This window comes from Ruminiclostridium sufflavum DSM 19573 (genome assembly GCF_003208175.1).
GTDB lineage: Bacteria > Bacillota > Clostridia > Acetivibrionales > DSM-1351 > Ruminiclostridium > Ruminiclostridium sufflavum.
Genome location: NZ_QKMR01000016.1, coordinates 1,130 through 24,536 on the forward strand (window position 1 = coordinate 1,130; position 23,407 = coordinate 24,536).

The 23,407-nt window shown below is 38.9% G+C and carries 27 protein-coding genes; all 27 read left to right on the forward strand.

Annotation, left to right across the window (positions count from 1 at the left end; all coding sequences use genetic code 11):
• The first annotated feature begins 257 nt into the window (after nt 1-257).
• The 27 genes from LY28_RS13040 to spoIVB all read left to right on the forward strand — a co-directional run bounded on the left by LY28_RS13040 (nt 258) and on the right by spoIVB (nt 23,270).
• Nucleotides 258-542 (forward strand): DUF2325 domain-containing protein, encoded by a 285-nt coding sequence (locus LY28_RS13040; protein ID WP_110462639.1) that lies wholly within the window; start codon nt 258-260, stop codon nt 540-542.
• 29 nt (nt 543-571) lie between these two features.
• On the forward strand, nt 572-1,132 hold the full coding sequence (locus tag LY28_RS13045; protein ID WP_422785009.1) for a DUF3793 family protein: 561 nt from the start codon (nt 572-574) through the stop codon (nt 1,130-1,132).
• A gap of 150 nt (nt 1,133-1,282) precedes the next feature.
• Nucleotides 1,283-1,711, forward strand: a complete 429-nt coding sequence (locus tag LY28_RS13050; protein WP_110462641.1) for a flavodoxin — start codon at nt 1,283-1,285, stop codon at nt 1,709-1,711.
• 370 nt (nt 1,712-2,081) lie between these two features.
• Complete coding sequence (locus LY28_RS13055; protein ID WP_110462642.1) at nt 2,082-3,278, forward strand: IS110 family RNA-guided transposase; 1,197 nt, start codon at nt 2,082-2,084, stop codon at nt 3,276-3,278.
• A 242-nt stretch (nt 3,279-3,520) separates the two neighbouring features.
• Complete coding sequence (spoIIIAA, locus tag LY28_RS13060) at nt 3,521-4,534, forward strand: stage III sporulation protein AA (protein ID WP_110462643.1); 1,014 nt, start codon at nt 3,521-3,523, stop codon at nt 4,532-4,534.
• Entirely contained in the window at nt 4,524-5,042 is a 519-nt protein-coding gene (spoIIIAB, locus tag LY28_RS13065) for a stage III sporulation protein SpoIIIAB (RefSeq protein ID WP_110462644.1), read from the forward strand. The genes spoIIIAA and spoIIIAB overlap by 11 nt, the downstream gene beginning before the upstream one ends.
• A gap of 106 nt (nt 5,043-5,148) precedes the next feature.
• The gene (spoIIIAC, locus tag LY28_RS13070; protein ID WP_110462645.1) at nt 5,149-5,346 is read left to right on the forward strand and encodes a stage III sporulation protein AC; all 198 of its coding nucleotides are present in this window, start codon (nt 5,149-5,151) and stop codon (nt 5,344-5,346) included.
• 76 nt (nt 5,347-5,422) lie between these two features.
• Nucleotides 5,423-5,809: a stage III sporulation protein AD gene (gene spoIIIAD / locus LY28_RS13075; RefSeq protein ID WP_110462646.1), complete on the forward strand. Its 387-nt coding sequence runs from the start codon at nt 5,423-5,425 to the stop codon at nt 5,807-5,809.
• A 55-nt stretch (nt 5,810-5,864) separates the two neighbouring features.
• Nucleotides 5,865-7,211: a stage III sporulation protein AE gene (gene spoIIIAE / locus LY28_RS13080; RefSeq protein ID WP_242981273.1), complete on the forward strand. Its 1,347-nt coding sequence runs from the start codon at nt 5,865-5,867 to the stop codon at nt 7,209-7,211.
• Between the two features lie 13 nt (nt 7,212-7,224).
• On the forward strand, nt 7,225-7,881 hold the full coding sequence (locus LY28_RS13085) for a stage III sporulation protein AF (RefSeq protein WP_110462647.1): 657 nt from the start codon (nt 7,225-7,227) through the stop codon (nt 7,879-7,881).
• Nucleotides 7,882-8,022: 141 nt separating this feature from the next.
• The gene (locus LY28_RS13090; protein ID WP_110462648.1) at nt 8,023-8,661 is read left to right on the forward strand and encodes a stage III sporulation protein AG; all 639 of its coding nucleotides are present in this window, start codon (nt 8,023-8,025) and stop codon (nt 8,659-8,661) included.
• 146 nt (nt 8,662-8,807) lie between these two features.
• The gene (locus LY28_RS13095) at nt 8,808-9,371 is read left to right on the forward strand and encodes a SpoIIIAH-like family protein (protein ID WP_110462649.1); all 564 of its coding nucleotides are present in this window, start codon (nt 8,808-8,810) and stop codon (nt 9,369-9,371) included.
• A gap of 310 nt (nt 9,372-9,681) precedes the next feature.
• Nucleotides 9,682-10,068, forward strand: a complete 387-nt coding sequence (locus tag LY28_RS13100; protein ID WP_110462650.1) for an Asp23/Gls24 family envelope stress response protein — start codon at nt 9,682-9,684, stop codon at nt 10,066-10,068.
• Between the two features lie 274 nt (nt 10,069-10,342).
• Nucleotides 10,343-10,894, forward strand: a complete 552-nt coding sequence (gene amaP / locus LY28_RS13105) for an alkaline shock response membrane anchor protein AmaP (RefSeq protein ID WP_110462651.1) — start codon at nt 10,343-10,345, stop codon at nt 10,892-10,894.
• 20 nt (nt 10,895-10,914) lie between these two features.
• Complete coding sequence (locus LY28_RS13110) at nt 10,915-11,145, forward strand: DUF2273 domain-containing protein (protein ID WP_110462652.1); 231 nt, start codon at nt 10,915-10,917, stop codon at nt 11,143-11,145.
• Between the two features lie 172 nt (nt 11,146-11,317).
• Nucleotides 11,318-11,764: a transcription antitermination factor NusB gene (gene nusB, locus LY28_RS13115; RefSeq protein ID WP_110462653.1), complete on the forward strand. Its 447-nt coding sequence runs from the start codon at nt 11,318-11,320 to the stop codon at nt 11,762-11,764.
• A gap of 84 nt (nt 11,765-11,848) precedes the next feature.
• Entirely contained in the window at nt 11,849-13,060 is a 1,212-nt protein-coding gene (xseA, locus tag LY28_RS13120; protein WP_110462654.1) for an exodeoxyribonuclease VII large subunit, read from the forward strand.
• A complete protein-coding gene (gene xseB / locus LY28_RS13125; protein WP_110462655.1) occupies nt 13,060-13,305 on the forward strand; it encodes an exodeoxyribonuclease VII small subunit in 246 nt (81 codons plus the stop codon). The genes xseA and xseB overlap by 1 nt, the downstream gene beginning before the upstream one ends.
• A complete protein-coding gene (locus LY28_RS13130) occupies nt 13,302-14,186 on the forward strand; it encodes a polyprenyl synthetase family protein (protein WP_110462656.1) in 885 nt (294 codons plus the stop codon). The genes xseB and LY28_RS13130 overlap by 4 nt, the downstream gene beginning before the upstream one ends.
• 59 nt (nt 14,187-14,245) lie before the next feature.
• The gene (locus LY28_RS13135; RefSeq protein WP_110462657.1) at nt 14,246-14,488 is read left to right on the forward strand and encodes a hypothetical protein; all 243 of its coding nucleotides are present in this window, start codon (nt 14,246-14,248) and stop codon (nt 14,486-14,488) included.
• Between the two features lie 501 nt (nt 14,489-14,989).
• On the forward strand, nt 14,990-15,640 hold the full coding sequence (locus tag LY28_RS13140) for an Mg2+ and Co2+ transporter CorB (protein ID WP_110462658.1): 651 nt from the start codon (nt 14,990-14,992) through the stop codon (nt 15,638-15,640).
• A gap of 25 nt (nt 15,641-15,665) precedes the next feature.
• Nucleotides 15,666-17,537: a 1-deoxy-D-xylulose-5-phosphate synthase gene (dxs, locus tag LY28_RS13145; RefSeq protein ID WP_110462659.1), complete on the forward strand. Its 1,872-nt coding sequence runs from the start codon at nt 15,666-15,668 to the stop codon at nt 17,535-17,537.
• A gap of 114 nt (nt 17,538-17,651) precedes the next feature.
• Complete coding sequence (locus LY28_RS13150; protein WP_110462660.1) at nt 17,652-18,467, forward strand: TlyA family RNA methyltransferase; 816 nt, start codon at nt 17,652-17,654, stop codon at nt 18,465-18,467.
• 76 nt (nt 18,468-18,543) lie between these two features.
• The gene (locus LY28_RS13155; RefSeq protein ID WP_110462661.1) at nt 18,544-19,401 is read left to right on the forward strand and encodes an NAD(+)/NADH kinase; all 858 of its coding nucleotides are present in this window, start codon (nt 18,544-18,546) and stop codon (nt 19,399-19,401) included.
• Between the two features lie 4 nt (nt 19,402-19,405).
• Nucleotides 19,406-19,861, forward strand: a complete 456-nt coding sequence (locus LY28_RS13160) for an arginine repressor (protein WP_110462710.1) — start codon at nt 19,406-19,408, stop codon at nt 19,859-19,861.
• Between the two features lie 103 nt (nt 19,862-19,964).
• Nucleotides 19,965-21,665 carry a DNA repair protein RecN gene (recN, locus tag LY28_RS13165; protein WP_110462662.1) on the forward strand — a complete coding sequence of 567 codons (1,701 nt, stop codon included), beginning with the start codon at nt 19,965-19,967 and terminating at the stop codon, nt 21,663-21,665.
• A gap of 276 nt (nt 21,666-21,941) precedes the next feature.
• Complete coding sequence (gene spoIVB / locus LY28_RS13170; RefSeq protein ID WP_110462663.1) at nt 21,942-23,270, forward strand: SpoIVB peptidase; 1,329 nt, start codon at nt 21,942-21,944, stop codon at nt 23,268-23,270.
• Nucleotides 23,271-23,407 lie beyond the last annotated feature (137 nt).

Here is a 23,407-nt window from a genome sequence, read left to right on the forward strand (position 1 = left end):
CTTGAAAGGAATTAAAAATAGTAGTAAATTAGTTGCGTACCTCCACGAAAGCTTTAACCAGATATTTGCACTGAAAACTTGGCGTGGGAGGTTAGTATGATAAAATTCAGCTCGTCTTATGGCGCCCTTCCGGCGCTAAAAAATGAAACGACAGTTAGTTGAAACTAACTATGTGATGCGGCAAAGCTGGTTCATGCATTATACAGTATTGCGTAAATCAGGCTAAGAGCTCTGAAATGTTTGAAGGAGGTGAAACAATGAGCATTGTAATAATCGGAGGAAATGAATGTATGGTCTGTCAATACAAGAATTTATGCAAGCAGTATAAATGTCAGGCAAAAATATATACAAATATGAACGGTACGCTTAAAAACAAAATCGGTCAGCCTGATTTGCTTGTATTGTTCACAAATACAGTATCTCATAAGATGGTGCGATGTGCCATAACTGAAACCAAGGGGCAGAAAACAGTTATTGCACGTTCACATTCAAGCTCTATGGCGGCACTGAAGAATATTCTGGATGAACATGCAGTGTCATGAGGAGCCACAGGTGGCGCAAAAGGAAGGAGATGTTGATTGTGTCAGAAAAAATGCTTGTAAAATATTGTGCTCCTACCTTGGCAGGAATAAAAACGGGCAATTTGTTTAATTGTTCCTATTCCTGCGAGGAGCAGCTTCAAAATCAAATAAATGAGTTTAATAAAATACTCAACCCAAAGGGTGTATTTATTACACTGCTTCGCAAAAATGCAGAAAAAGCCCTTATTTATGTGTACCGCAGAAACAGACTGGAGAATGATATGTCAAACGTTGAGGTTAAAGAATTTCTTGAGGGCAACGGATATATTTTTGACGATACCTGCAGCTTTATAAGCGAGCTTTCCAGCCGATTGTGCAGGTCTGAGGCATTTCCCCATGAAATCGGCCTGTTTCTCGGCTATCCTCTTCATGATGTTAAAGCCTTTATTGAGAACAGCGGAAAGAACTGCAAATGTATTGGCTGCTGGAAGGTGTACTCGGACGAAGGAGAGGCAAATAAAATTTTTGCAAAATATAAAAAGTGTACTGATATATATTGTAAAAAGCATTCTCAGGGGTTGTCCATACAGCGGCTGACAATAGCCGTATGATACATAAAATTGACAGCTTCAATTGTTATTTGTGCCGGATTCCGGCGGAGTGTTGACAGAAATATTCAGGTAATAAGTCATACAGGATATAAAATTTAAAATATCGTGTATGGCCTTAAATATAATATTAACAGAAAGGTAGTGTTTTATATGAGTAAAATAGCAGTAGTATATTGGAGCGGTACAGGAAATACAGAAGCAATGGCTCAGTTTGTTGTTGAAGGGGCTAAGGGAAAGGGAGCGGAAGCGCAGCTTATAGCCGCGGCAGATTTCAAGCCTGAAATGGTAGGCGAATTTGACAGTATAGCCTTCGGCTGCCCGTCCATGGGGGCTGAGGTACTTGAGGAAACAGAATTTGAGCCTATGTTTAATGCTTGTGAAGGCTCGTTGAAGGATAAAAAAATTGCTCTCTTCGGTTCCTATGGATGGGGAGACGGAGAATGGATGAGAAACTGGGAGGACACCTGCCGTGCTGATGGAGCGGTTCTTGTGTGCGACAGTGTAATTTGCAATGAAAGCCCGGATGCAGAAGCAGAAGAAGCTTGCAAGAATCTTGGAGCAGCTCTTGCCGATGCATAAGTAATTTTAGCTTGTAAATATAATTTCCAGATAATTACATAATATAAATACTTCAATTTACCGGTGACGGAGTTTTCAAAGGGAATAAAACTCTGACACCGGTCTTTTTAGTACCATAAAAGTGTAAGTGTTACAGCACATCATTAGTGCTTAAACATTTGCACTTATTTTTTTATAATTAAGGGAGTAATTGGTCTGGCGGAGGTCTTTTTGGATTAACCACATCCGTAACAAAAACTGTCAGCCATCCCTTATTATAAACATTCGGTTAAGCAGGTAGAGACCATATAGGCTTTCGTGTAACCAACTAAAATGAATCGTAATAAGTGCAGGTGGAAGACAATTACAAAAAATACTTAGGAGGTTACATATGATAAGTGTAGGAATTGATGTTTCAAAAGAGAAGAGTACTGTGTGTATTTTAAAACCGTATGGAGAGATTTTAAGTTCGCCTTTTGAGATTTTCCATACGGAAAGTGATTTATCAGGATTGGTAACAATGTTGCAGCGTTTTGATGAAGAAGTACGAGTAGTAATGGAAGCTACAGGAGCATATCACTTACCTGTACTTAGTCATCTAAAAGAAAATGGACTATATGTATCGCTAATTAATCCTTTTGTCATGAAGGAATATAGATGTAAAGGATTGCGTAGGGCAAAGACTGATAGCCTTGATGCTAAAATGATAGCGAATTATGGTATTGATAACTGGTACCATCTTGAAAACTATGAATTTAGTGAAGAAATATACCAGGAACTAAAATTGTTAGGAAGACAGTATGCACACTATATGAAAATGAGGATAGAAAGCGTACTTGTGCTGACTAATATGTTGGATTATACAATGCCGGGGATTAAGATATTGCTAAATGGGTGGGATGAGAGTTCAGGAAAAGATAAATTGGCTGACTTTGTAGAGGAATATTGGCATTATGATAACATTACAAAGAAAAGTGAAAAGCAATTTGTAAACAGTTATTTGAAATGGGCAGAAAAGAAAGGATACCATCAAAGCGAAGCAAAAGCTATAAAGATTTATGCTATGGCTAAGGAAGGTATCCCAACTTTATCGTCCAGTGCCCCATCGACCAAAATGTTAGTACTGGAAGCTGTTCGAGTTCTACGTGAAGTAGATAATACTCTCAAATTGATTTTAACACAGATGCAAGAATTAGCAAGAAGCTTGAAGGAGTATCCAGTTGTAAGAGCTATGGGAGGAGTTGGTGATGTCCTTGCACCAAAACTGATAGCGGAGATTGGTGATGTACGACGCTTTCATAGTGGAAAAGCTTTGATTGCATATGCAGGTATAGATGCTCCACCTTATCAGTCAGGTCAATTTGTAGGAACCAATCGACACATATCGAAGCGAGGTTCATCAACGTTACGTAAAGTAGGATATGAAACAATGAGATGCTTAAAGACAACAAAGAATGTAGAAGACTCAGTATATCAATTTATGATAAAGAAAGAAATTGAAGGAAAGCCAAAGAAAGTAGCCAAGATGGCGGTCTTGAATAAATTCCTACGTATTTATTATGCAAGAGTAAAAGAAGTGTATCGGTAAAAATACATTTAATAAAGTAGATAGACCAGAGGATTTAGCTGGTCTTGTCAGTATGCAAAGAAATAGCATATGAAAAAAGATAAAACCTGCAACAAAAAGTATTGACTTTTGTTAGCAGGTTTTTGTAAAAAATTCCTTGCAGCTTTCAATAATATTTTATTTCAATAAAGTAATATTGTTGGACAAAGCCTAATATATTAATAATAACTAATTCAAAGGATAAGGACAGGGGATGGATACAAATGACCAATTCACAATTAAGAAAGCAGAAATCGGCAGCTTCGGTAGAAAATGAAATATTGCCTTTTGTGATATCCGGCATAAAAGATATCCTGCTGAGAATGGATAATAATTTGTTGGACAATCTTGAGGAAATAAGACTCAGAGCAGGGAAACCGCTAATGGTATTTGTAAAGAATGCCGATTGGTTTGTTACGGCAGAAGGTATTCTGACAAAGGATATAACAGCTGCCTATCCCGTATCTCAGGCGGAAATACTCAAGACAACGGAGCTTATGAGTGAAAATTCAGTATATGCCTATCAGGATGAAATAAGAGCAGGATATCTGACTCTTCGAGGAGGTCACAGAGTAGGCCTCAGCGGCAGGGTTATCCTACAGGATGGACAAATCAGAAATATCAAGGATTTCAGTGGCCTTAACATTCGTGTTTCAAAAGAAGTAACAGGCTGCTCAAAGCATATCATTAAATTCATAACCAAAAAAAGCTGTGACATATATAATACATTAATAATCGGCCCGCCTCAATGCGGAAAGACAACTATTCTGAGGGATATGGCGAGAACTCTGAGCAATGGGGCTCCAGAGCTTGATTTTTCGGGGCTGAAGGTGGGCATTGTTGATGAAAGGTCCGAAATTGCCGCCTGTTTCAAGGGAGTTCCGCAAAATGATGTGGGCTTCAGAACAGACATAATGGATGGGTGTCCTAAAACTCAGGGTATGGAAATGCTTTTAAGAAGTATGTCTCCCAACATAATAATTACAGACGAGATAGGCACTCAGGGTGATAAGGCTGCAATATTAAAGGTTTTGAACTCCGGAGTCAAAATAATAACATCTGCTCACGGATATAGCATTACAGAGCTGAAAATGAGGGAAGAGCTGCTGGCGATGATTAAGGCCGGTGTTTTTGAAAGATATATAGTACTCAGCTCAGGAAACGGCCCCGGAACACTTGAAGAGGTTGTTGATTCTCAACTGACGGCAATATACAGGAGGCAGGGAAATGATAATTAAAATTTTAGGAGCTGTTATTCTCATAGGTGCCACAAGCTTTATAGGATTTTTTCTGGCATCCGAATGCTCAAAAAGACCGAGAGCACTGAGGGAGCTGCAGTCCTTGCTGCAAATGCTGGAAAATGAAATAAGCTATTTATCAAATATATTGGCAGAGGCATTTAACAGAATTTATGAAAACACTGATTTTGATACTGCCGTATTATTCGGAGAAGCGGCAAGGCATCTGGGCTCGGATGGCTGTACAGCGGATTTTGCTTGGGAGACCGCGGTAGAAGAAAACTACGGAAGGCTTTCTCTCAATGGTGAGGACAGGAATATATTGCTTAGCTTCGGGAAAATGCTTGGTAACTCTGATTTGGAAGGACAGCTGAATAATATCCGGATGATTTCATCTCAGCTAAAGGTTCAGGAAATCAAAGCGGAAGAAATAAAAAAGAAAAATGAAAAAATGTACAGAAGTCTGGGAGTATTAAGCGGCTTGGCCATAGCGATAATTCTGCTGTAAAAGGATATTGGGGGTTAGCTTGAAAAATGGGAAGTGAATGATAGCGTACCTCCGCGAATACTTTATCAAATTTTTTGGTGCTGAAAACTCGGCATGGGAGGTTATTATGGACGGTGTTGATATTATTTTTAAAATAGCGGCAATAGGCATTATTGTTGCAGTGCTGAATCAGGTGCTGGCACGTACCGGCAGGGAGGAGCAGGCAATGATGATAACCTTGGCGGGAATAGTTGTTGTGCTGATGATGGTTTCAAAAGAAATAGCAGGACTTTTTCAGGCGGTCAAGACCATGTTTCAATTCTGAGACATATATATTTGACCGTACAGTCTCCAAAACGGTCATTATATAAACAAAATAACTATGAGGGGTTACATATGCTATGGACATACTTCAGATTGTCTGCATCGGAATAATTGCTGTTGTGTTATCCTCAACGATAAAAAAGCAGCGTCCGGAGATAGCCTTGCAGCTAAGCATAGCAACAGGACTGATAATATTTATTGTCGTAATTGTAAAGCTGTCTGCTGTGATTGATTTTTTACAGGCCTTCAGCAGGAAAGCAAGTATAGATTCTACGTACATAAATATTCTTTTAAAGATTGTGGGGATTGCTTATATTGCGGAGTTTGGGGCAGAAGTGTGCAAGGATGCGGGGGAATCCTCCATAGCATCTAAGATTGAGCTTGCGGGAAAGGTAACTATCGTAATCCTTGCGGTGCCTATAATTTCTTCATTGCTTGATTTAGTTGTAAAGCTGATGCCTTGAATTTACGTATATCAATACACTGAAAGAGCCTTAATTGACTTGTGGGGGTGTTAAAATGCCAATGAAAAAATTTGTGCCTGAGGGTAGTATCAAGCATATAAACGAAACAAGGATTTCAGACACGTCAGTTACCGGGCTCCCGGGATATCCGGCAGGAATGCCTGTGAGCTGCAAATATGCCTTGATAGTTATAGCCGTATTGATACTTGCCATATTTGCTTCCTGTCCGGTTAATATATATGCGGCAGCTTCCGATACAGCAGGCATGGCTCAGAAAACAGCAGCTGAGGAAGAAGAATATAATGAAACCGGAAGCATAATTGATGAGCAGCTGAATTCAGGGGATACAAAATCCATTACCGAAAGTGTCAAAAAATATTATGCAAAGGATTCAAAGGAGCTGTTTCCGGAATTTAATCCGGATGAGATTGCAGCTTCGGCAGTCAGGGGAGATTTTGACCTGAGTTTAACCGGAATATTTAACAGAATAGTTAAATACCTTTTTAACGAAGTGCTTTTGAATGTTGATATCCTTATAAAAATAATTATTCTGGCTATAATCTGTGCAATACTGAAAAACCTGCAAAGCTCATTCCTGAGTGAAAGTGTGGGGGAGCTTGCATTTTTTGTGTGTTACATAGTTATTGTATCTGTGCTTATTGTCAGCTTCAGTACTGCCATGAGCATGTGTGTGTCCATTATAGACAGTATGGTGGCCTTCATGCACTCTATTATTCCGCTTTTAATCAGCTTGCTCATATCTACAGGAAATATTTCATCGGCAGGAATATTCCAGCCTATACTTATTGTTCTTGTTGAAACGGGAGCTACAGTTATTAAAAGCTTTTTCATTCCTATGATATTTCTTATAACTGTATTGAATATTGTTAACAATATTTCGGACAAGGTTCAGCTGACAAAGCTTTCAGGTTTTTTGAAGCAAATATGCACATGGGGTATCGGCCTTATATTAACTGTATTCATAGCAGTGGTATCCATACAGGGAACCATGGGCGCGGTAGTTGACGGAGTAACAAGCAAAACCGCCAAATTTGCGCTGGGTACTTTTATTCCGGTTGTTGGGAAATATCTGGCTGATGCCGCTGACACTGTAGTCGGCTGTACTTTGGTAATAAAAAATGCCTCCGGCTTGATTGCAATGCTTGGAATAATAATAATCTGTCTGGCTCCGTTGCTTAAAATACTGGCACTTATAATATTATACCGGCTTGCCTGCGCAATCGTGGAGCCTATCTCCGACAAAAAAATTACCAACTGCCTCAGCGACATGGCAGGCTCCCTGACCTTTCTGCTGGGAATAACAGCCGCGGTGTCCTGTATGTTTCTTATAGCCGTTACTGTTGTTATAGGGACTACAAATTTATCAACAATGATAAGGTAGGTGAAAAGAGAGTATGCTTGAATTTATGAAAAGCTGGATAATAAATATTGTAACTATCTCAATAATACTGATACTTTTTGAAATTATAATTCCATCGGGAAAAATAAAAAAAATAATAAATTTGATTTCAGGCTTCATCCTGTTAATAGTCATTATAAACCCGTTTATAGCATTAAAAAATCAGGACTATGATTTAAGCAGGATTGTTGTTTCGGATAGCTTATATATTGATAAAAAGGAGATTGAAAAGGGCAGCAGGCTTCTGAATGAGACGCAAATGAAACAAATAGCAAGTGTATACAAAAACAAGCTTATATCAGAAATAAAAAATAAGGCAGCTGCTTTAGAGGGGATTCAAGTATTGAAGGTGGATGTGGAAATAAATGAAGATAATACAGGTGACAGCTTCGGGGAAATAAAGAGTGTTTATATAGAGCTGAAAAAAGCAAGTGAGCAGGATAAGGAAAAAAAGGCGGAGGACAGTATTAAAATCAGTCCCGTCCTTTCAGTAAGAAAGGTTGATATTACCGAAAGGGCCGGTAAACAAAAAGCAAGGACTTCAAAAACGTCAGACCCGGGAAGCACAGGTCTTGCTGAAAAGGTAAAGGAGGATTTAAACACAGCATTTGAAATACCAAAGGATTGCATTGTCGTATCAATAATAGAATAGCTTTTAATAACGGCAAAATGGTATGCGGACGGTTGAAAAAATATAACAGGTATAACTGATTAGATAATGAAAGGGGGGGAGAGTCCATGCAGCTTAAGTACGGTCGATAATATTTGATCTCTTGGGCATGGACACAACTATATGTTAAAAAAATTTCTTGAGAAAGCAAAACAAATATTCACGAAAAACGGAAGCAGAAAATTTATTGAACGGGCGGCAATAGTAGCACTTATTGGAGTTATGTTTCTGATTGCGGGGAGTGTCCTGTTTGAAAAAAATCCAAGGAGTAGTCTGGAGAGCGGGACATCAAGCAATACTTTGGGCAATACCGAAGTAAAGACAGGGGAGGGTGCTGTGGAAACTCTTAACCAAACTGAAAAAAATTTGAAAAATGAAACGGAATTGAGGCTTAAAGCAATTTTATCTCAAATAAGCGGTGCGGGCAAGGTGGATGTAATGATTACCTTTTACTCGGGAAATGAGTTTATTCCGGCTGCTGATGTAAATACAAGCGAGAATGATACCCAGGAAAAGGATAAGGAGGGAGGCTCCCGTGTAATTAAGCAGACTGACAAGGAAAGCACAACAATTTATCAGGAGGTTGACGGTGTGAAAAAGCCTTTTATTATTAAGGAGATATTGCCAAAGGTCAAAGGGGTCGTAGTGGTGGCGGACGGAGCGGCAGACGCAGAGGTAAAGGCAGACTTGGTAAAAGCAACGGAAGCTTTGCTTGATATTGCTGTTCATAAGATACAGGTATTTCAAAGAGACAGTAATTAGCAATGGAAAGTTTAGCAATTAATTTTAAAAAATAGAAATAAAGCGCATGAAAAGTGAATATACATAATTCTGAGATAAGTTATAATCCTTAAGTTAAAAGCTAAGGAGGAATATAAATTATTAACATTGTAAGGAGGGTCTATGTAATGAAATTTTTACAAAGAAAACAAATTGTTGTACTTTCCCTTGTATTAATGCTGGTTATTGCCGGCTATCTACAGATCAGCTACAACTCACAGTTCAGTGCAGCCGAAGATCCTGCTCAAAGCGGTGATGTTGTATATGTCGATAATCGGGGGACAGCTGAAGGTGAGGTTGCAGAAAGCGAGCAAGAGGCTGTAACGGCATCCAAAGAAACAAATAACTATTTTGCGCAGACAAAAATGGACAGAGAAAACGCCCGGGAAGAAGATATCGAAACAATTAAAAGCATAACCGGTGACGAGCTTGCAAGCAAGGAAGCAAAAGAAAAGGCTCAGGAAAAAATGTTGAAAATAGTTGAAGCTAATCAAAAGGAAGCCAATATTGAATCCTTAATAAAGGGTAAGGGCTTCAGTGACGCTATTGCAATGTTTGCAGATGACGGAAGTATAGATGTCATAGTTAAGGCTCCGGCAATTTCAAAAGCCGATACTGCCAAAATAGCCGATATAGTTGTCAGACAGGGAAATGTAACCTTTGATAAGGTAATTATTAAAACCATGTATTAAGCTTAAAAGTATTATACCGCCTAAAATGGTCTGCTTTCGGCCTATAAGAAATAAATGTCTGAAAAAATAAATAATGCCATATTAAATAATCAGAGAGGTTATCCATTCATTATGGGTAGCCTCCTTCTTTTTAAAATCTGTTTTTATTTCATTGATAAATGTATCCTTAAGTGATATAATTTACAAAGTTCTCAACGGTATTAAAATTTACATTTTGAAATAAAGTAGTTATATATCAAAAGTATGTATCTTAAAAATTGATATGCCAAAGCTCAAAGGATTTTCTTTATTAATGGCGGAGAGGTGCATTATGGACGAGGAAAATAGTATTTTAGATGATTACGGCTCTGTTAAAATATCTGAGGAGGTTGTGGCTATTATTGCGGGAATAGCTGCTACAGATGTGTCCGGAGTAGCGGGTATGAGCGGAGGCATAGTAGGCGGCATTGCCGAGATACTTGGGAGAAAAAACCTTTCAAAGGGTGTAAAGGTTGAGGTGGGTGAAAAGGAAGCCGCCATTGACTTATATATAATAGTTGAATTCGGTGCCAGAATACCCGAAGTTGCATGGAATATACAGGAAAAGGTTAAAATAGCCGTACAGACAATGACAGGACTGAATGTTATCGAGGTCAATATTCATGTTCAGGGTGTAAACTTTGATAAGGAAATAAAAAAGGAAGCCGAGACAAAATAAGGTATTATTCTGCAAAATGCAGGAAACAATTATTAATGTGTAATGCAGCCTCCGGTATATCAGGCTTGATACATACAATTGCTTAATGCAAAAATAACTGGTTACCGGAAGAAAACAGACCCTATATTAATTATTTCAGAACGACTATTGTTTGATTTTTATGAGTTTATGAAATATAATATGCTTATACGAAAAGGGAATGTTTGGCTTTTTGATTATATTGCGGTAAAAGCGCAGATTAGTTGGCAGACTTTTTATAAAGAGGTGGAGTTATATGAACATAATATTACGAGTTTTATTAGCAATATATGCATTTTTTCTTACAATTGCATCCCTATTTGCAATGCTGATTACTATAAAGTCGGACATATTAACAGATACCTATACATACTTATATAATGAGGTATTGCAGTATAGAAATCCATCAATAGTTATGTTTATTATCGCTTCAATATTTTTTTGCCTGAGCCTGACTTTTCTTCTTTCGGGCTTTAAGCCCGAGGGGGATAAGAAGGCTATTGTTAAATATAATAAAAACGGCGATATAAGGATTACATTAAACTCAATTGAAAACATTGCACTGGCAGCTTCAAGAAAGCTGTCAGGTATTCGTGACTCAAAAGCATATGTTACAAAAGCAGGGGAAAATGTCAGTATAACGGTCAAGGCTATAGTGCTTCCTGAGATAAATATACCATTGCTGTCTGAGGATATGCAAATCAAGGTGAAGTCGGCGGTTGAAGACTGTACAGGAGTGCAGGTGGATAGTGTCAAGGTGCTTGTGGAAAGCATTTTTACAGGCTACAAGTCTTCCAGAGTTGAGTAGCATATGGAGGTGTTAACATAATGGATAAACAAAAGTTATATGAAGTTTACAAACATCATAAAGGAGAAATTCTTGGTGCGGCAATTGGTCTTGCAGTTGCGGCTGCCATATTGCTGCTTGGTGTTATAAAGGCTGTATTTGTTATTATCTGTGTTACCGTAGGCTGTTATATGGGCAAGAGACTGCATCAGGATAAAGACTATATAAAAAATTTGCTTGACAGGATTTTACCGCCTGGTACATACAGATAATATTTACTAGACTACTCGACTTTCCCGGCGGAAAATTACGACATCGGTTTTGGTTTCAAGGCCAAGCTGTCGGATGATGAAATAGGTTTTTCAGCCGATAGACTTTTTATGAGGGAAAGATGAGCATATTTATATTAATTTTGGCTGCAGAAGCTACATAGGAGGAATTTTAATGGGACGTCGCGCATCCAGGGAAACGGCAATGAAACTGTTATATCAGCTGGAAATACAAAAAGATGACAGATGTGAACAAATTGATATGGCCCTGGAAGATGAAAATTTGACTGGAAATGATAAAAAATATATCATAAATATCATTGACGGGGTTAATGAGAAGGTTAGCTTAATTGACAGCATTATAGAAAAAAATTCTATGGGCTGGAAAATATCCAGACTATCGAAAATAGATTTATCAATACTCAGAATCGGCATATATGAAATTTTATACCGTGAGGACATACCTTTCAGCGTTTCGGTAAATGAAGCTGTGGAGCTGGCAAAGAAATACAGCAACGAGGATGCAGGAGCTTTTGTCAACGGACTTTTAGCGAAGGTTACAAAGGCTCCAAATGAACATTTGAGTGCAGAAGGCATGTCAACGGACGATACTTGCTCTTGAATTTTACAAGATGAAGATAGAATAAGTAAAACGGGTAATGTGAGAATAAATTTGCATTATCTTTTTTATTAGGAGAAATGTGCAATGGAAAAGGTTTTTTCTGTTTCGGATATAAATACTTACATAAAACAATTGCTTTCAACCGATAGCATCTTATCGGGATTGTCTGTGAGGGGAGAAATCTCAAATTTTAAGCATCACTATACGGGGCATATGTATTTTACCGTAAAGGACGAAAGCAGTGTTCTAAAATGTGTTATGTTCAGGTCCCATGCTTCTTTGCTGAGATTTATGCCCAAAAACGGTGAAAAGGTTATAGTTTCCGGTTATATATCCGTATTTGAAAGAGACGGACAGTACCAGCTGTATGCAGATGATATTCAGCCGGATGGGATAGGGGCTCTGCATCTTGCCTATGAGCAGCTGAAAAACAAGCTTCAGGCAGAAGGCCTATTTGACAGTGCAATAAAGAAAAAGCTCCCCTTGCTTCCAAGAAACATCGGTATTGTCACATCATCAACCGGTTCTGTAATCAAGGATATAATCAATGTAACCTACAGAAGGAATAAGAATATGAGGCTTCTTCTATATCCTGTTGCGGTACAGGGAGCTCAGGCAGCCGGGCAGATTGCGGCAGCAATTAATAAATTGAACCAGCTGGGCAATATAGATATAATAATTGTTGCAAGAGGCGGAGGCTCGCTGGAGGAGCTTTGGGCATTCAATGAAGAAATAGTTGCGCGAAGCATATATGCATCAAATATTCCCGTTATTTCGGCTGTCGGGCATGAGACTGATTTTACAATCTGTGATTTTGCCGCCGACATGAGGGCGCCAACACCATCTGCGGCTGCAGAATTGGCTGTACCTGACCTAGAGGTTTTTCTGTACAAGATACAGAATTATAACATAAGAATGAAGACAGCTCTTGTAAATAAGCTGGGAACATGCCGTGCGCAGCTGCAGAAAATCAGTTCGGGAGCTGTATTCCGTCAGCCTTATGACAGGATAAACCAATTAAGGCTGAGGCTTGATAATGAGATGAAGCATTTATTTATGTGTAATGAAATGCTTTTAAAGGATAAAAAGTCCGGGTTTGCCATGCTTGCCGGAAAGCTGGATGTTCTTAGTCCGCTGAAAATTATGGAGCGCGGATACAGCGTGGTCAAAGCTTCTGAAGGCGGTGTGGTAAGCAGGACCGAGCAGGTAAAAGCAGGAGACAGTCTCGAAATATGCTTAAAGGATGGAAGTATAGATTGTAATGTTATTTCTATAAACAGAGGAGGCAGGCTTTAATGGCAGGAAGTGCAAAGAAAAGCGGTGCGGAAAGAAGCTTTGAAGCTGCAATGCTTGAGCTGGAGGATATAGTATCAAAGCTGGAAAAGGGAGATACCTCATTGGAGGAAGCTATAGCAACCTTTCAGCAGGGGATTGAGCTTTCCAGATATTGTGCAGCCAAGCTTGACGAGGCTGAAAAGAAAATTTCCATATTGCTTCAGGATAAAGACGGAAATCTGATAGAAAAGGAATTTGACATATGAAATTTGAAGAAAAACAGCGTCAGTATATAAAAACAGTTGAGGATAGCCTTGCCGAAAGTATCAAGCTTGAAAATCCATACTATCCGAGCTTGAGGGCTGCCATGGAGTACAGTCTGATGGCAGGAGGAAAGCGGCTCAGGCCTGTTCTTGCTCTTGCCGTTGCAGAAATGCTTGAGAAGGACATAAGGGACGTGCTGGCATTTGCCTGCTCTATTGAAATGATACACACATATTCTCTTATTCATGATGATTTGCCGGCAATGGACAATGATGATTACAGGCGCGGAAAGCTTACCAATCACAAGGTATTCGGCGAGGCAACGGCAATATTGGCGGGAGATGCTCTTTTAAACCTTGCGTATGAGAATATGATAGAGGATGCCATTGCTTCAAAAAACAGCAGAAAGCTTGAAGCAATGGGTATTATAGCGAAATATGCAGGTGCACAGGGGATGATTGGCGGGCAGGCGATTGATCTGGATTCTGAAGGGAAAAGCATACCGGAGGATAAGCTTAAAGCAATGCACAGGCTTAAAACAGGGGCATTGATTAAGGCGCCTGTTGAAGCAGCTGCTGTTATAAGCGGTGCAAATGATAATGAATTTAGACTGTTATCCGGCTTTGCCGCTAATCTGGGCTTGGCTTTTCAAATAAAAGACGATATTCTGGATGTGGAAGGAAGCATGGATAATATGGGCAAAAAGCCGGGAAGCGATGCTTTGTCCCTCAAGACTACCTATGTAACTATGTACGGACTTGAGGAAGCTTCAAATCTGCTTAGAAATGTAACTGACGAAGGTGTTTCATATCTGCAGTCCTTCGGTGAAAGGGCTCACTTTCTGAGAGATTTGGCAATATCTCTGGTAAAAAGAAACAGTTAAGAATATCGTTTGTATTTTGTTATTAATTATGCTATAATATTGTCTTGATGGCACTTGATATGCCATCTGTATTTAAGATACAGGATAAACAGCGGTTGTTATTATATAAATGTGACAGGTTGATTTTTAGCTTGTCAATTGCAGCATTTGGCAGTATTACTTTAAAAAAGACATGGTGGCGCAGTATTCTAGTCAGTACTAATGGCTCTGAAGACGGGCCTAAAAATCCGTTAAAGGGCACATCGATGAAGTTCCTTGTGTCGGCTTGCTACGCCCAGTGGTGGGCTGGTGCTGGGAGTTAAGGCTTAGGGGCGATCCGCAATGGCATGCGGGCGTAGACCCCTTTTCCGTGGAGACCCTGACTTGTGGATGAAAAGTTAAGCACCTTGCTTACCACCTCATCTACGATAAGGGATTAAACCTGTTATGCGGTATCGCAAGATGCTGTGAACAGAGTAGCCTGCCGTGAGTGAAATTTGGTGGATAGTGGATCGGATGCTTAATGTATTGGCCGATATATGAGCATTATTGCTGCTTGAAACCTTTTTTGCAAAAGAGGCTAGGAGTCATTTTGACTGTTGGGGAAAACCCCTAGACTGTTCTATATGTGGTTTATTGGGGATTAAAGTGTGGACTAAGTGGTAATCAGGCCTCATACTTGGCAACAATATGGAGATGCGTTTAATGGGAAACCTCTGGTTTGGCGACATTCCAGCATGCATCTGGGAAACCCTGCCTGACCTAAGCCGCAAAATTTACTCAGTAGACTGCCACCTGTTTTCTATATATTTGGAGGATTGGTGTTGGAAGATAACTATAAACATCCGGTCGACGAAAAGAAAGTCAAGTTTAAGGCAAACAATGTCAGTTCAAAAAAAGAGACAAGAATATGGACACTCTTAATTACAGTTGTGACATTTTTAATTTCTATTTTTATGTCTTTTTTCTCTAATGAAACAATTGGTCATGCATCTACAGTGGTTTCATTTCTTATTGTTTTCGGTATCATTATTATAAGCATTTTATTTGATATAGTAGGTACTGCTGCTACTGCGGCAGATGAAGCACCTTTTCACTCAATGGCTTCACGAAAGCTGTATGGGGCAAGGCAGGCCATACGGTTAATCAGAAATGCGGATAAGGTATCGAACTTTTGTAATGATGTTGTAGGTGATATTTGCAGTGTAGTCAGCGGAGCCGCAGTTGCATTGATCGTATACAGGTTTTCGGGAAATGCGTCAAATTCCGAAAATTCAATATTTGCACTTTCTATAACTGCGATGGTAGCATCTTTAACAGTTGGCGGAAAATCGTTGGGAAAAGCTGTAGCTCTTGCAAACAGCAATTATATAATCTATAAGGTTGCAGTAATTACGAATTTCCCATTTGGAAAATTTAAAATGATAAATACTAAATCCAAGAGAAATAAAAAGGATAAGAGTAAAAAAGGATAAAGGAAATTAAAGGGGTATTAATAAAGTGGGGTATTTGGATAACATAAGCTCTCCTGAGGATGTCAAAAAATTAAATAATGAGCAGCTTTCCTGCTTGGCGGAGGAAATAAGGACATTTCTGATTAATAAGGTTTCGAAGACAGGCGGGCATTTGGCTCCGAATTTAGGAGTTGTAGAATTGACACTGGCCATACACAAAAATTTTAACACGGAATATGACAAAATTGTATGGGATGTAGGGCATCAATCATATGTGCATAAGATTTTGACGGGGCGTAAGGATAAGTTTGATACGCTGCGCAAGCTGGGCGGGCTTGCAGGCTTTCCCAAAACCTGCGAAAGCAGGCATGACTGCTTTAATACAGGTCACAGCAGTACTTCAATTTCAGCAGCCCTTGGCATAGCGAGGGCCAGAGACTTAAAGAAGGAAAACTACAGTGTTGCTGCTGTTATAGGCGATGGTGCCATGACCGGCGGAATGGCATATGAGGCACTGAATGACGGCGGCAGATTAAACAGTAATTTCATTGTGATTTTAAATGATAACGAAATGTCAATTTCGCATAATGTCGGAGGAATGTCAAAGTATTTGAGCAGATTAAGGACAGATCCCGTATATACAAAGGCGAAAGAGGATGTGGATAATTTTCTCGACAGGATGCCGAATTTCAGTAAAAAAGCCAGAGCGGCTGCAGTTAAGATAAAGGGAACGGTAAAATACCTGTTTGCTCAGGGAGTATTCTTTGAACAACTGGGGTATAAGTATTATGGCCCTGTAGACGGGCATAATTTTGAAGAGCTGAATAAAGCCTTGATTGCGGCAAAAAAAATAAAGGGCCCTGTTTTGGTTCATGTCAGCACGCAAAAGGGAAAAGGTTATTCCTTTGCAGAGGAAAGTCCGGACAGATTTCATGGAATCGCACCTTTTGAGATAGAAACCGGTGAGACCTTCGGATTAAATGAGCCGGACTATTCAAAGATTTTTGGGGATGCCGCATGTGATTTTGCAAAAGAAAATGATAGAATTGTTGCAATTTCAGCTGCTATGGCGAAAGGAACCGGATTGTACAGATTCAGCACAGAATTTTCACAAAGATTTTTTGATGTGGGAATAGCTGAGCAGCATGCCGTTACATTGGCGGCAGGAATGTCAATAAGCGGTATGATACCTATTGTGGCAATATATTCCTCGTTTTTGCAAAGGGCATATGACCAGATAGTGCATGATGTAGCTATACAAAAGCTGCATGTTGTTTTCGCGATAGACAGATCCGGCATTGTGGGCGAAGACGGCGAAACTCATCAGGGTATTTTTGATATATCTTTTCTTAATCATATACCCAATTTAACAATTATGGCGCCTGCCGATTATTATGAGCTAAGACAGATGCTGGACTTTGCGGTAAATAAACAAAACGGGCCTGTTGCCATAAGATATCCGAGAGGAAGAGGGAAAGCCATACTGGCAAAAGAATATCCCCTGAAAAAAGGAAAAGGTGCAGTTATCAGGGAGGGCAGGGATGTCTGTATTCTTGCTGTGGGAAGTATGGTTTCAACGGCTGCCGCTGCCGCTGAGATTCTTGAAGGTAAAGGCGTTAGTGCAGAGGTGGTAAGTGCCAGATTTGTTAAGCCTGTAGATGAACAATTAATTATTGAATGTGCGAATAGGTTTAAATGCATTGTCACAATGGAAGATAACTGCAAAACCGGAGGCTTTGGAAGCAGGGTATTGGATGTGCTTAATGAAAATGGGCTGAAAACCGATTTATATATTATGGCATTGCCTGATGAGTTTATTACACATGGTTCGAGAAATGAACTGCTTAAACAATCAGGATTGGATTCTGCTTCGGCAGCTGATGCTATTTTAAAAAAGATGAATAACATACATATATAATACAAATTTTATAGTAATATAAGCTTGGAATTGCAGCTTGCAAGGGTGAATATAATGGGGCACAGCTTATAAAGCGCAGCAAAAACAGGATACAGGGAATTTGGAGGATTGAAGTTGGAGAAGGAAAGACTGGATATACTGCTTGTTGAGAAAGGCTTGTTTGAAAGCAGAGAAAAATGCAAAAGTGCTATCATGGCAGGTGTTGTCCTGATTAACGGGATTCGTGAGGACAAGCCCGGTACAAAGGTACCTGTGGATTGCCGTATAGAGATAAAGGAAAATATAAATCCTTTTGTCAGCAGAGGCGGGCTAAAGCTGGCAAAAGCAATAAAAGAATTTGGTATAGTCCTTGAAAATAAGGCTTGCATGGACATAGGTGCTTCAACCGGAGGCTTTACTGACTGTATGTTAAAAAACGGTGCCGCAAGGGTTGTTTCAATTGATGTGGGGTATGGTCAGCTTGCGTGGGAGCTTAGAAATGATTCCCGTGTTGTTTGCATGGAGAGAACAAATGTAAGATACGTTAAGCCGGAGGATATAGGCTTTTCTTCTGATTTTGCATCAATTGATGTATCATTTATTTCTTTGACAAAGGTCATGCCTGCTGTGTTAGAATTATTAAAGGAGGATGCAGAGCTTGTCTGCTTAATAAAGCCTCAATTTGAAGCCGGAAGAGAAAAAGTCGGCAAGCATGGGGTTGTCAGAGACAGGGAGGTACATAAGGAAGTAATATTAAACATAATAAATTTTGTACTTGCCCGGAATTTATATGTAGAGGAGCTTTCTTTTTCACCTATTACAGGACCTGAGGGAAACATCGAGTATTTGCTTTATATATCAAAGCAGAGTGAGGAAAATACAGGCAAGGATATAGATAAACTTATTGACAGAGTAGTGTCTGAGGCACATGTGTCTCTGGTAAAAAACTGAAAAGCCCGAAAAATAAGCTTGTGCAAATATAGTGCATTTCGAGCTTTTATGTCAGAAACCCGGCGTGGAGGTTTGTATGAGAAACATAGGTGTTATAACGAACAGAGAAAAGGATATTGGGCTGAAATATACAAAGCAGCTTATTAAAAGCATTGAAAAGCATGGCGGACAGGTTATACTTCCTACACCTAATTCAAACGGCAAAGAGGGAATTGATGATGAAGTAAATGAAATATGCGGCAGATGCGATTTGATTATATGTCTTGGCGGTGACGGCACTTTTTTAAAAGCGGCACGTGCAGCTTATTTATATGATATTCCCATGCTGGGAATAAATCTGGGCTCCTTGGGCTTTTTAACAGATATCGAAAAAGGAGAAATAGATAAGTGTGTTGAAATTATTTTTGGCGGGAACTACAAAATTGAAGAAAGAATGATGATTTCTTCAAAAATATATAAGGGGGGAAGGCTGTTTGCGGAGGATGAGGCAATAAACGATGTCGTTATATCCCGGGGAGGTATCCAGAGAATACTTCATTTGAGTACGTTTATTGATGATAATTTTATCGAAATGTTTCCCTGTGACGGTATTGTAATGGCAACACCCACAGGCTCGACAGCATATTCGTTATCAGCCGGAGGACCTATTGTTGATCCCACCTCGAACCTTATTATTGTAACACCTATTTGCCCTCATATATTATATTCAAGCTCTTTTATAGCAAAGGAGGAGCAGAGAATAAAGGTTTCTGTGGCAGACGGCTTTGAGCATACCGCACTGGTTAATGTGGACGGGCAAAAGCTCTATGAGATATCGGGCGGAGACTATCTTGTAATAGAAAAGACCGAAAGTAAGCTGAAAATCCTGAAAATAGACTCTAAAAATTTCTTCAAAATTGTGAGAAATAAATTTTATGATAGAAAAGAGGATTAATGATATGAAATATAACCGACATGCAAAGATATTAGAAATAATTGACAACAATGCAATCGAAACACAGGAGGAGCTTGCCGAAAAGCTGAAGGAGCAAGGCGTGGATGTTACTCAGGCTACTGTTTCGAGAGATATCAAGGATCTTCGGCTTATCAAGGTTTTATCCTCAGACGGCAGATATAAATATGCTACTTTATCTCATACGGAAAATCAGATTTCCAGCAGGCTGACAACTATTCTTACAGAAGCGTATGTATCAAGCGATTATGCAAATAATATAGTAGTTGTAAAAACCCTCTCTGGAATGGCTCAGGCTGCGGCATCAGCCATAGATTCCCTGAAATGGGAAGAGATACTGGGCAGCATTGCAGGCGATGATACACTGATTATTGTTTGCAGGGCTGAAAAAATAGCAGAGGAAATAGTCAACAAATTCAATAAGATGATAAAGCAGTCTTAGCCGTATGTATATATTTGATTTGTGAGGATGCCGCTTTAAAAAGCATACTCAAAAGCTAAAGGTTACACAATTTTATTTAAAAAATTTAGGCAGGTGAATATGTATGCTGTTGCAGCTTGATATTCAAAATATAGCTCTTATCGATAAGCTTAGTCTTGAGATTGCACCCGGGTTGAATGTACTGACAGGAGAGACGGGAGCAGGAAAGTCGATTATAATAGATTCGATCAATGCCATCCTTGGCGAAAGAATAAACAGGGATATAATCCGTAATGGCAAGGAAAAGGCTTTTATTGAGGCTGTATTTGATTATGATGATACATATATAAATGATATATTGGAGCAGCTGGGAATCGAAGCTGAGGATGGAAACCTTATTATTTCCAGAGAAATTTCTTTGTCCGGTAAAAATACCTGCAGAATTAACGGCAGGCTTGTTAATGTATCGGCACTGAAGCAGGTGGGAGAGCTGCTGATAGATATTCACGGACAGCATGACAACCAATCGCTGCTAAAGACCGACACACATATCAAGCTTCTGGATGCTTTCGGCGGGGAGGCTGTACAGAAGTGCAAGACAGAATATTCAGAGGTATATGGAGAATATAAAAGTATTAAGTCAAGGATACAGGGACTTGCAGGTGACAAGGGTGAAATAGCCCGGCGTATGGATATGCTGAAATATCAGATTGATGAGATTAAGGGTGCAAAGCTTAAAAGGGGCGAAGATGAGAAGCTGAATAAGCAAAGACAGCTTTTGGCCAATTCAGAAAAGATTATGAGCTCTGTAATTGAGGCATATGGCTTGCTTAATGAGGATATTAACGGGAAGTCGGCTATGTATAATTTAAATAACGCACTTAGGGAGCTTTCCGGTATTTGCAGATATGATGAGGATATGGTACCTGTTTCGGAAAAGCTGGAATCTGTAATTTTTCAGCTGGAGGATATATGCAGTGATATACTTGCAAAAAGAGACAGTGCGGATTTCGATCCCGAGGAGTTGTCCCGTATTGATGAGAGAATTGACATTATTGCAAGTCTCAAAAGAAAGTATGGCTCAACTCTTGAAGAGATTATTGAGTTTTACGGAAAATCAAAGAAAGAGTATGATGAGCTTTTGCAGAGTGAAAGCCTGATAGAGGAATTAAACGATAAGCTGTCCGAAATAGTACAGAAATTGTATGAAGGCAGTAAAAGGCTTCATTTGGAAAGACAAAGGGCGGCAGCGGTTCTGGAAAAAAACATAACAGAGGAGCTTGAAAATCTGGAAATGAAGAATTCAGAATTTAAGGTGAATTTAATATATAGCGATAATCAAAACAGCTTTACAAAAAATGGATTAAATACTGTCGAATTCCTTATCTCAAGCAACATTGGAGAGCCTTTGAAGCCTTTGAACAAAATTGCCTCCGGCGGGGAAATGTCCAGAATAATGCTTGCAATTAAAACTATACTTGCAAATGTGGACTCTATTCCCACACTTATATTTGACGAAATAGACACCGGTATAAGCGGTAAAGCGGCTCAAAAGGTAGGAGAGAAGCTGTCATATATATCAAAAAACCATCAGGTTCTTTGTGTTACCCATTTATCACAGTTAGCTTGTATGGCAGACAACCACTTATTTATAGAAAAAAAATCAAATGATGAAAATACATTCACAACAGTCAGATATCTGGATCAGAAGGGAAGAATTGAAGAAATAGCCAGAATAATCGGAGGCTCTGATATTACAACTCTTGCCGTAAAGCATGCAGAAGAACTTATTAATTCTGCTGTCATTTTCAAATCAAAAAATTAAATTATTACTTTCATGTTTTATTTTACTTGAATAATAAAAATCCATAAAGGTTAACTTATGATTGTTGAGTTCAAAACCAATTGCGGTAATTGAGGTTTAAAGCCGTTAATGGTTCGAACCTTCGCACTATAGATGCAGGATTTTGCAAGTGATGTCAGATGTAAAAAAAAGCAAGCAGCAAAAAATTTTTATTTTAGGAATAGCCTTTATAATAATATAACCTGATTTTTAAGGTTCTATTATTATTTGGTTTTTCCTCATAGGGAGAGTGAATAAATGCACTATCTAAAATCAAATAAAAAAAAGCTGTTTGTATTGCTGATTGTATGTATTTGTGTAGTCTCATTCAGTTATTTGCAGGCATTTTCCGTTATACCAAAGAAATTAACACTTTTGGAAGGAGAAGAATATGTTTATAATTTTCAGAGCTTTTATTTTGTAAATATCAAAGCAGATAATACTGGGGCATTGCAATTGAATGACAAGGAAATAGAGGCAAATGGGAATTATCTTGAGCTTATGTCGCCTCTGGCCTTTAAAACTCAAAAGAAGGGTACCGTAAATCTGGATTTTAAGGTATTCGGAGTAATTCCTCTTAAAACTATGCAGGTTGATATTATCCCAAGTAAAAAGCTGGTTGCATGCGGAAATACAGTTGGAGTAAAAATAAACATGAATGGAATACTGGTAATAGGAGTAAGTGATGTTGAGTCCTGTGCAGGGGAAAGAATTGCTCCGGCAAAAGAGGGCGGAATCAGGATAGGCGATATAATATATGAAATTAACGGGAAAAAATTAGAGGATATTAACGATTTGATTAAACAGATCGATGACTCTAAGGGACAGAAATTGGATTTAAAATACAAAAGAGGAAATGCGGTAATGCACACTTTGATTAATCCCATTGAAGGAATTAATGACAAAAAATATCATATAGGATTATGGGTGAGAAACAGTACCGCAGGAATTGGTACTATGACCTTTTATGATCCGGAGTCTAATATCTTCGGAGCGTTGGGCCACGGTATAACAGACATTGATACCGGACTGCTTATGCCTGTGAACAGCGGAGAGGTTTTAGAATCAAATATTGTTGCTATAAAACGGGGAGTGCAGGGAACGCCGGGAGAATTAAAAGGTATATTTATGGAAAATAAGCTGCCTATGGGGAATATATTTAAAAATGATGATTTTGGAATATATGGAAAGCTATTTAATAGTAATATTAAAATAGCAAAAAACAGGTTATACCCTATAGGTATAAGAGGAGAGGTAAAGGTTGGCCCGGCAACTATTCTGTCAAATATAGAAGGAAATACCATAGAAGAATTTGATGTGTATATTGAAAAGGTGGCAAGGCAGTCATTTAGCGGACCAAAGGGAATGGTAGTAAAAATTACAGATAAGAGATTATTGGATACAACAGGCGGAATAGTTCAAGGCATGTCAGGCAGTCCAATAATCCAGAACGGCAAGTTAATTGGAGCCGTTACCCACGTATTGGTGAATGATCCAACAAGAGGGTATGGCATATTTATAGAATGGATGATAAAAAATATAGACGGAAATTCTAATATTAGTGCGGAAGAGTTGAAAGTTGGATGAAATTTTAATAAAATAACATTATATTATTACTCTTTGGGCAATAATATAATGTTTTTTCTTTATAATATTAGAGAAATATGGTAATATAGAGGCATACACGAGTTATTTTGTTTTTTAAAATATTTTTTCTTTGGCAA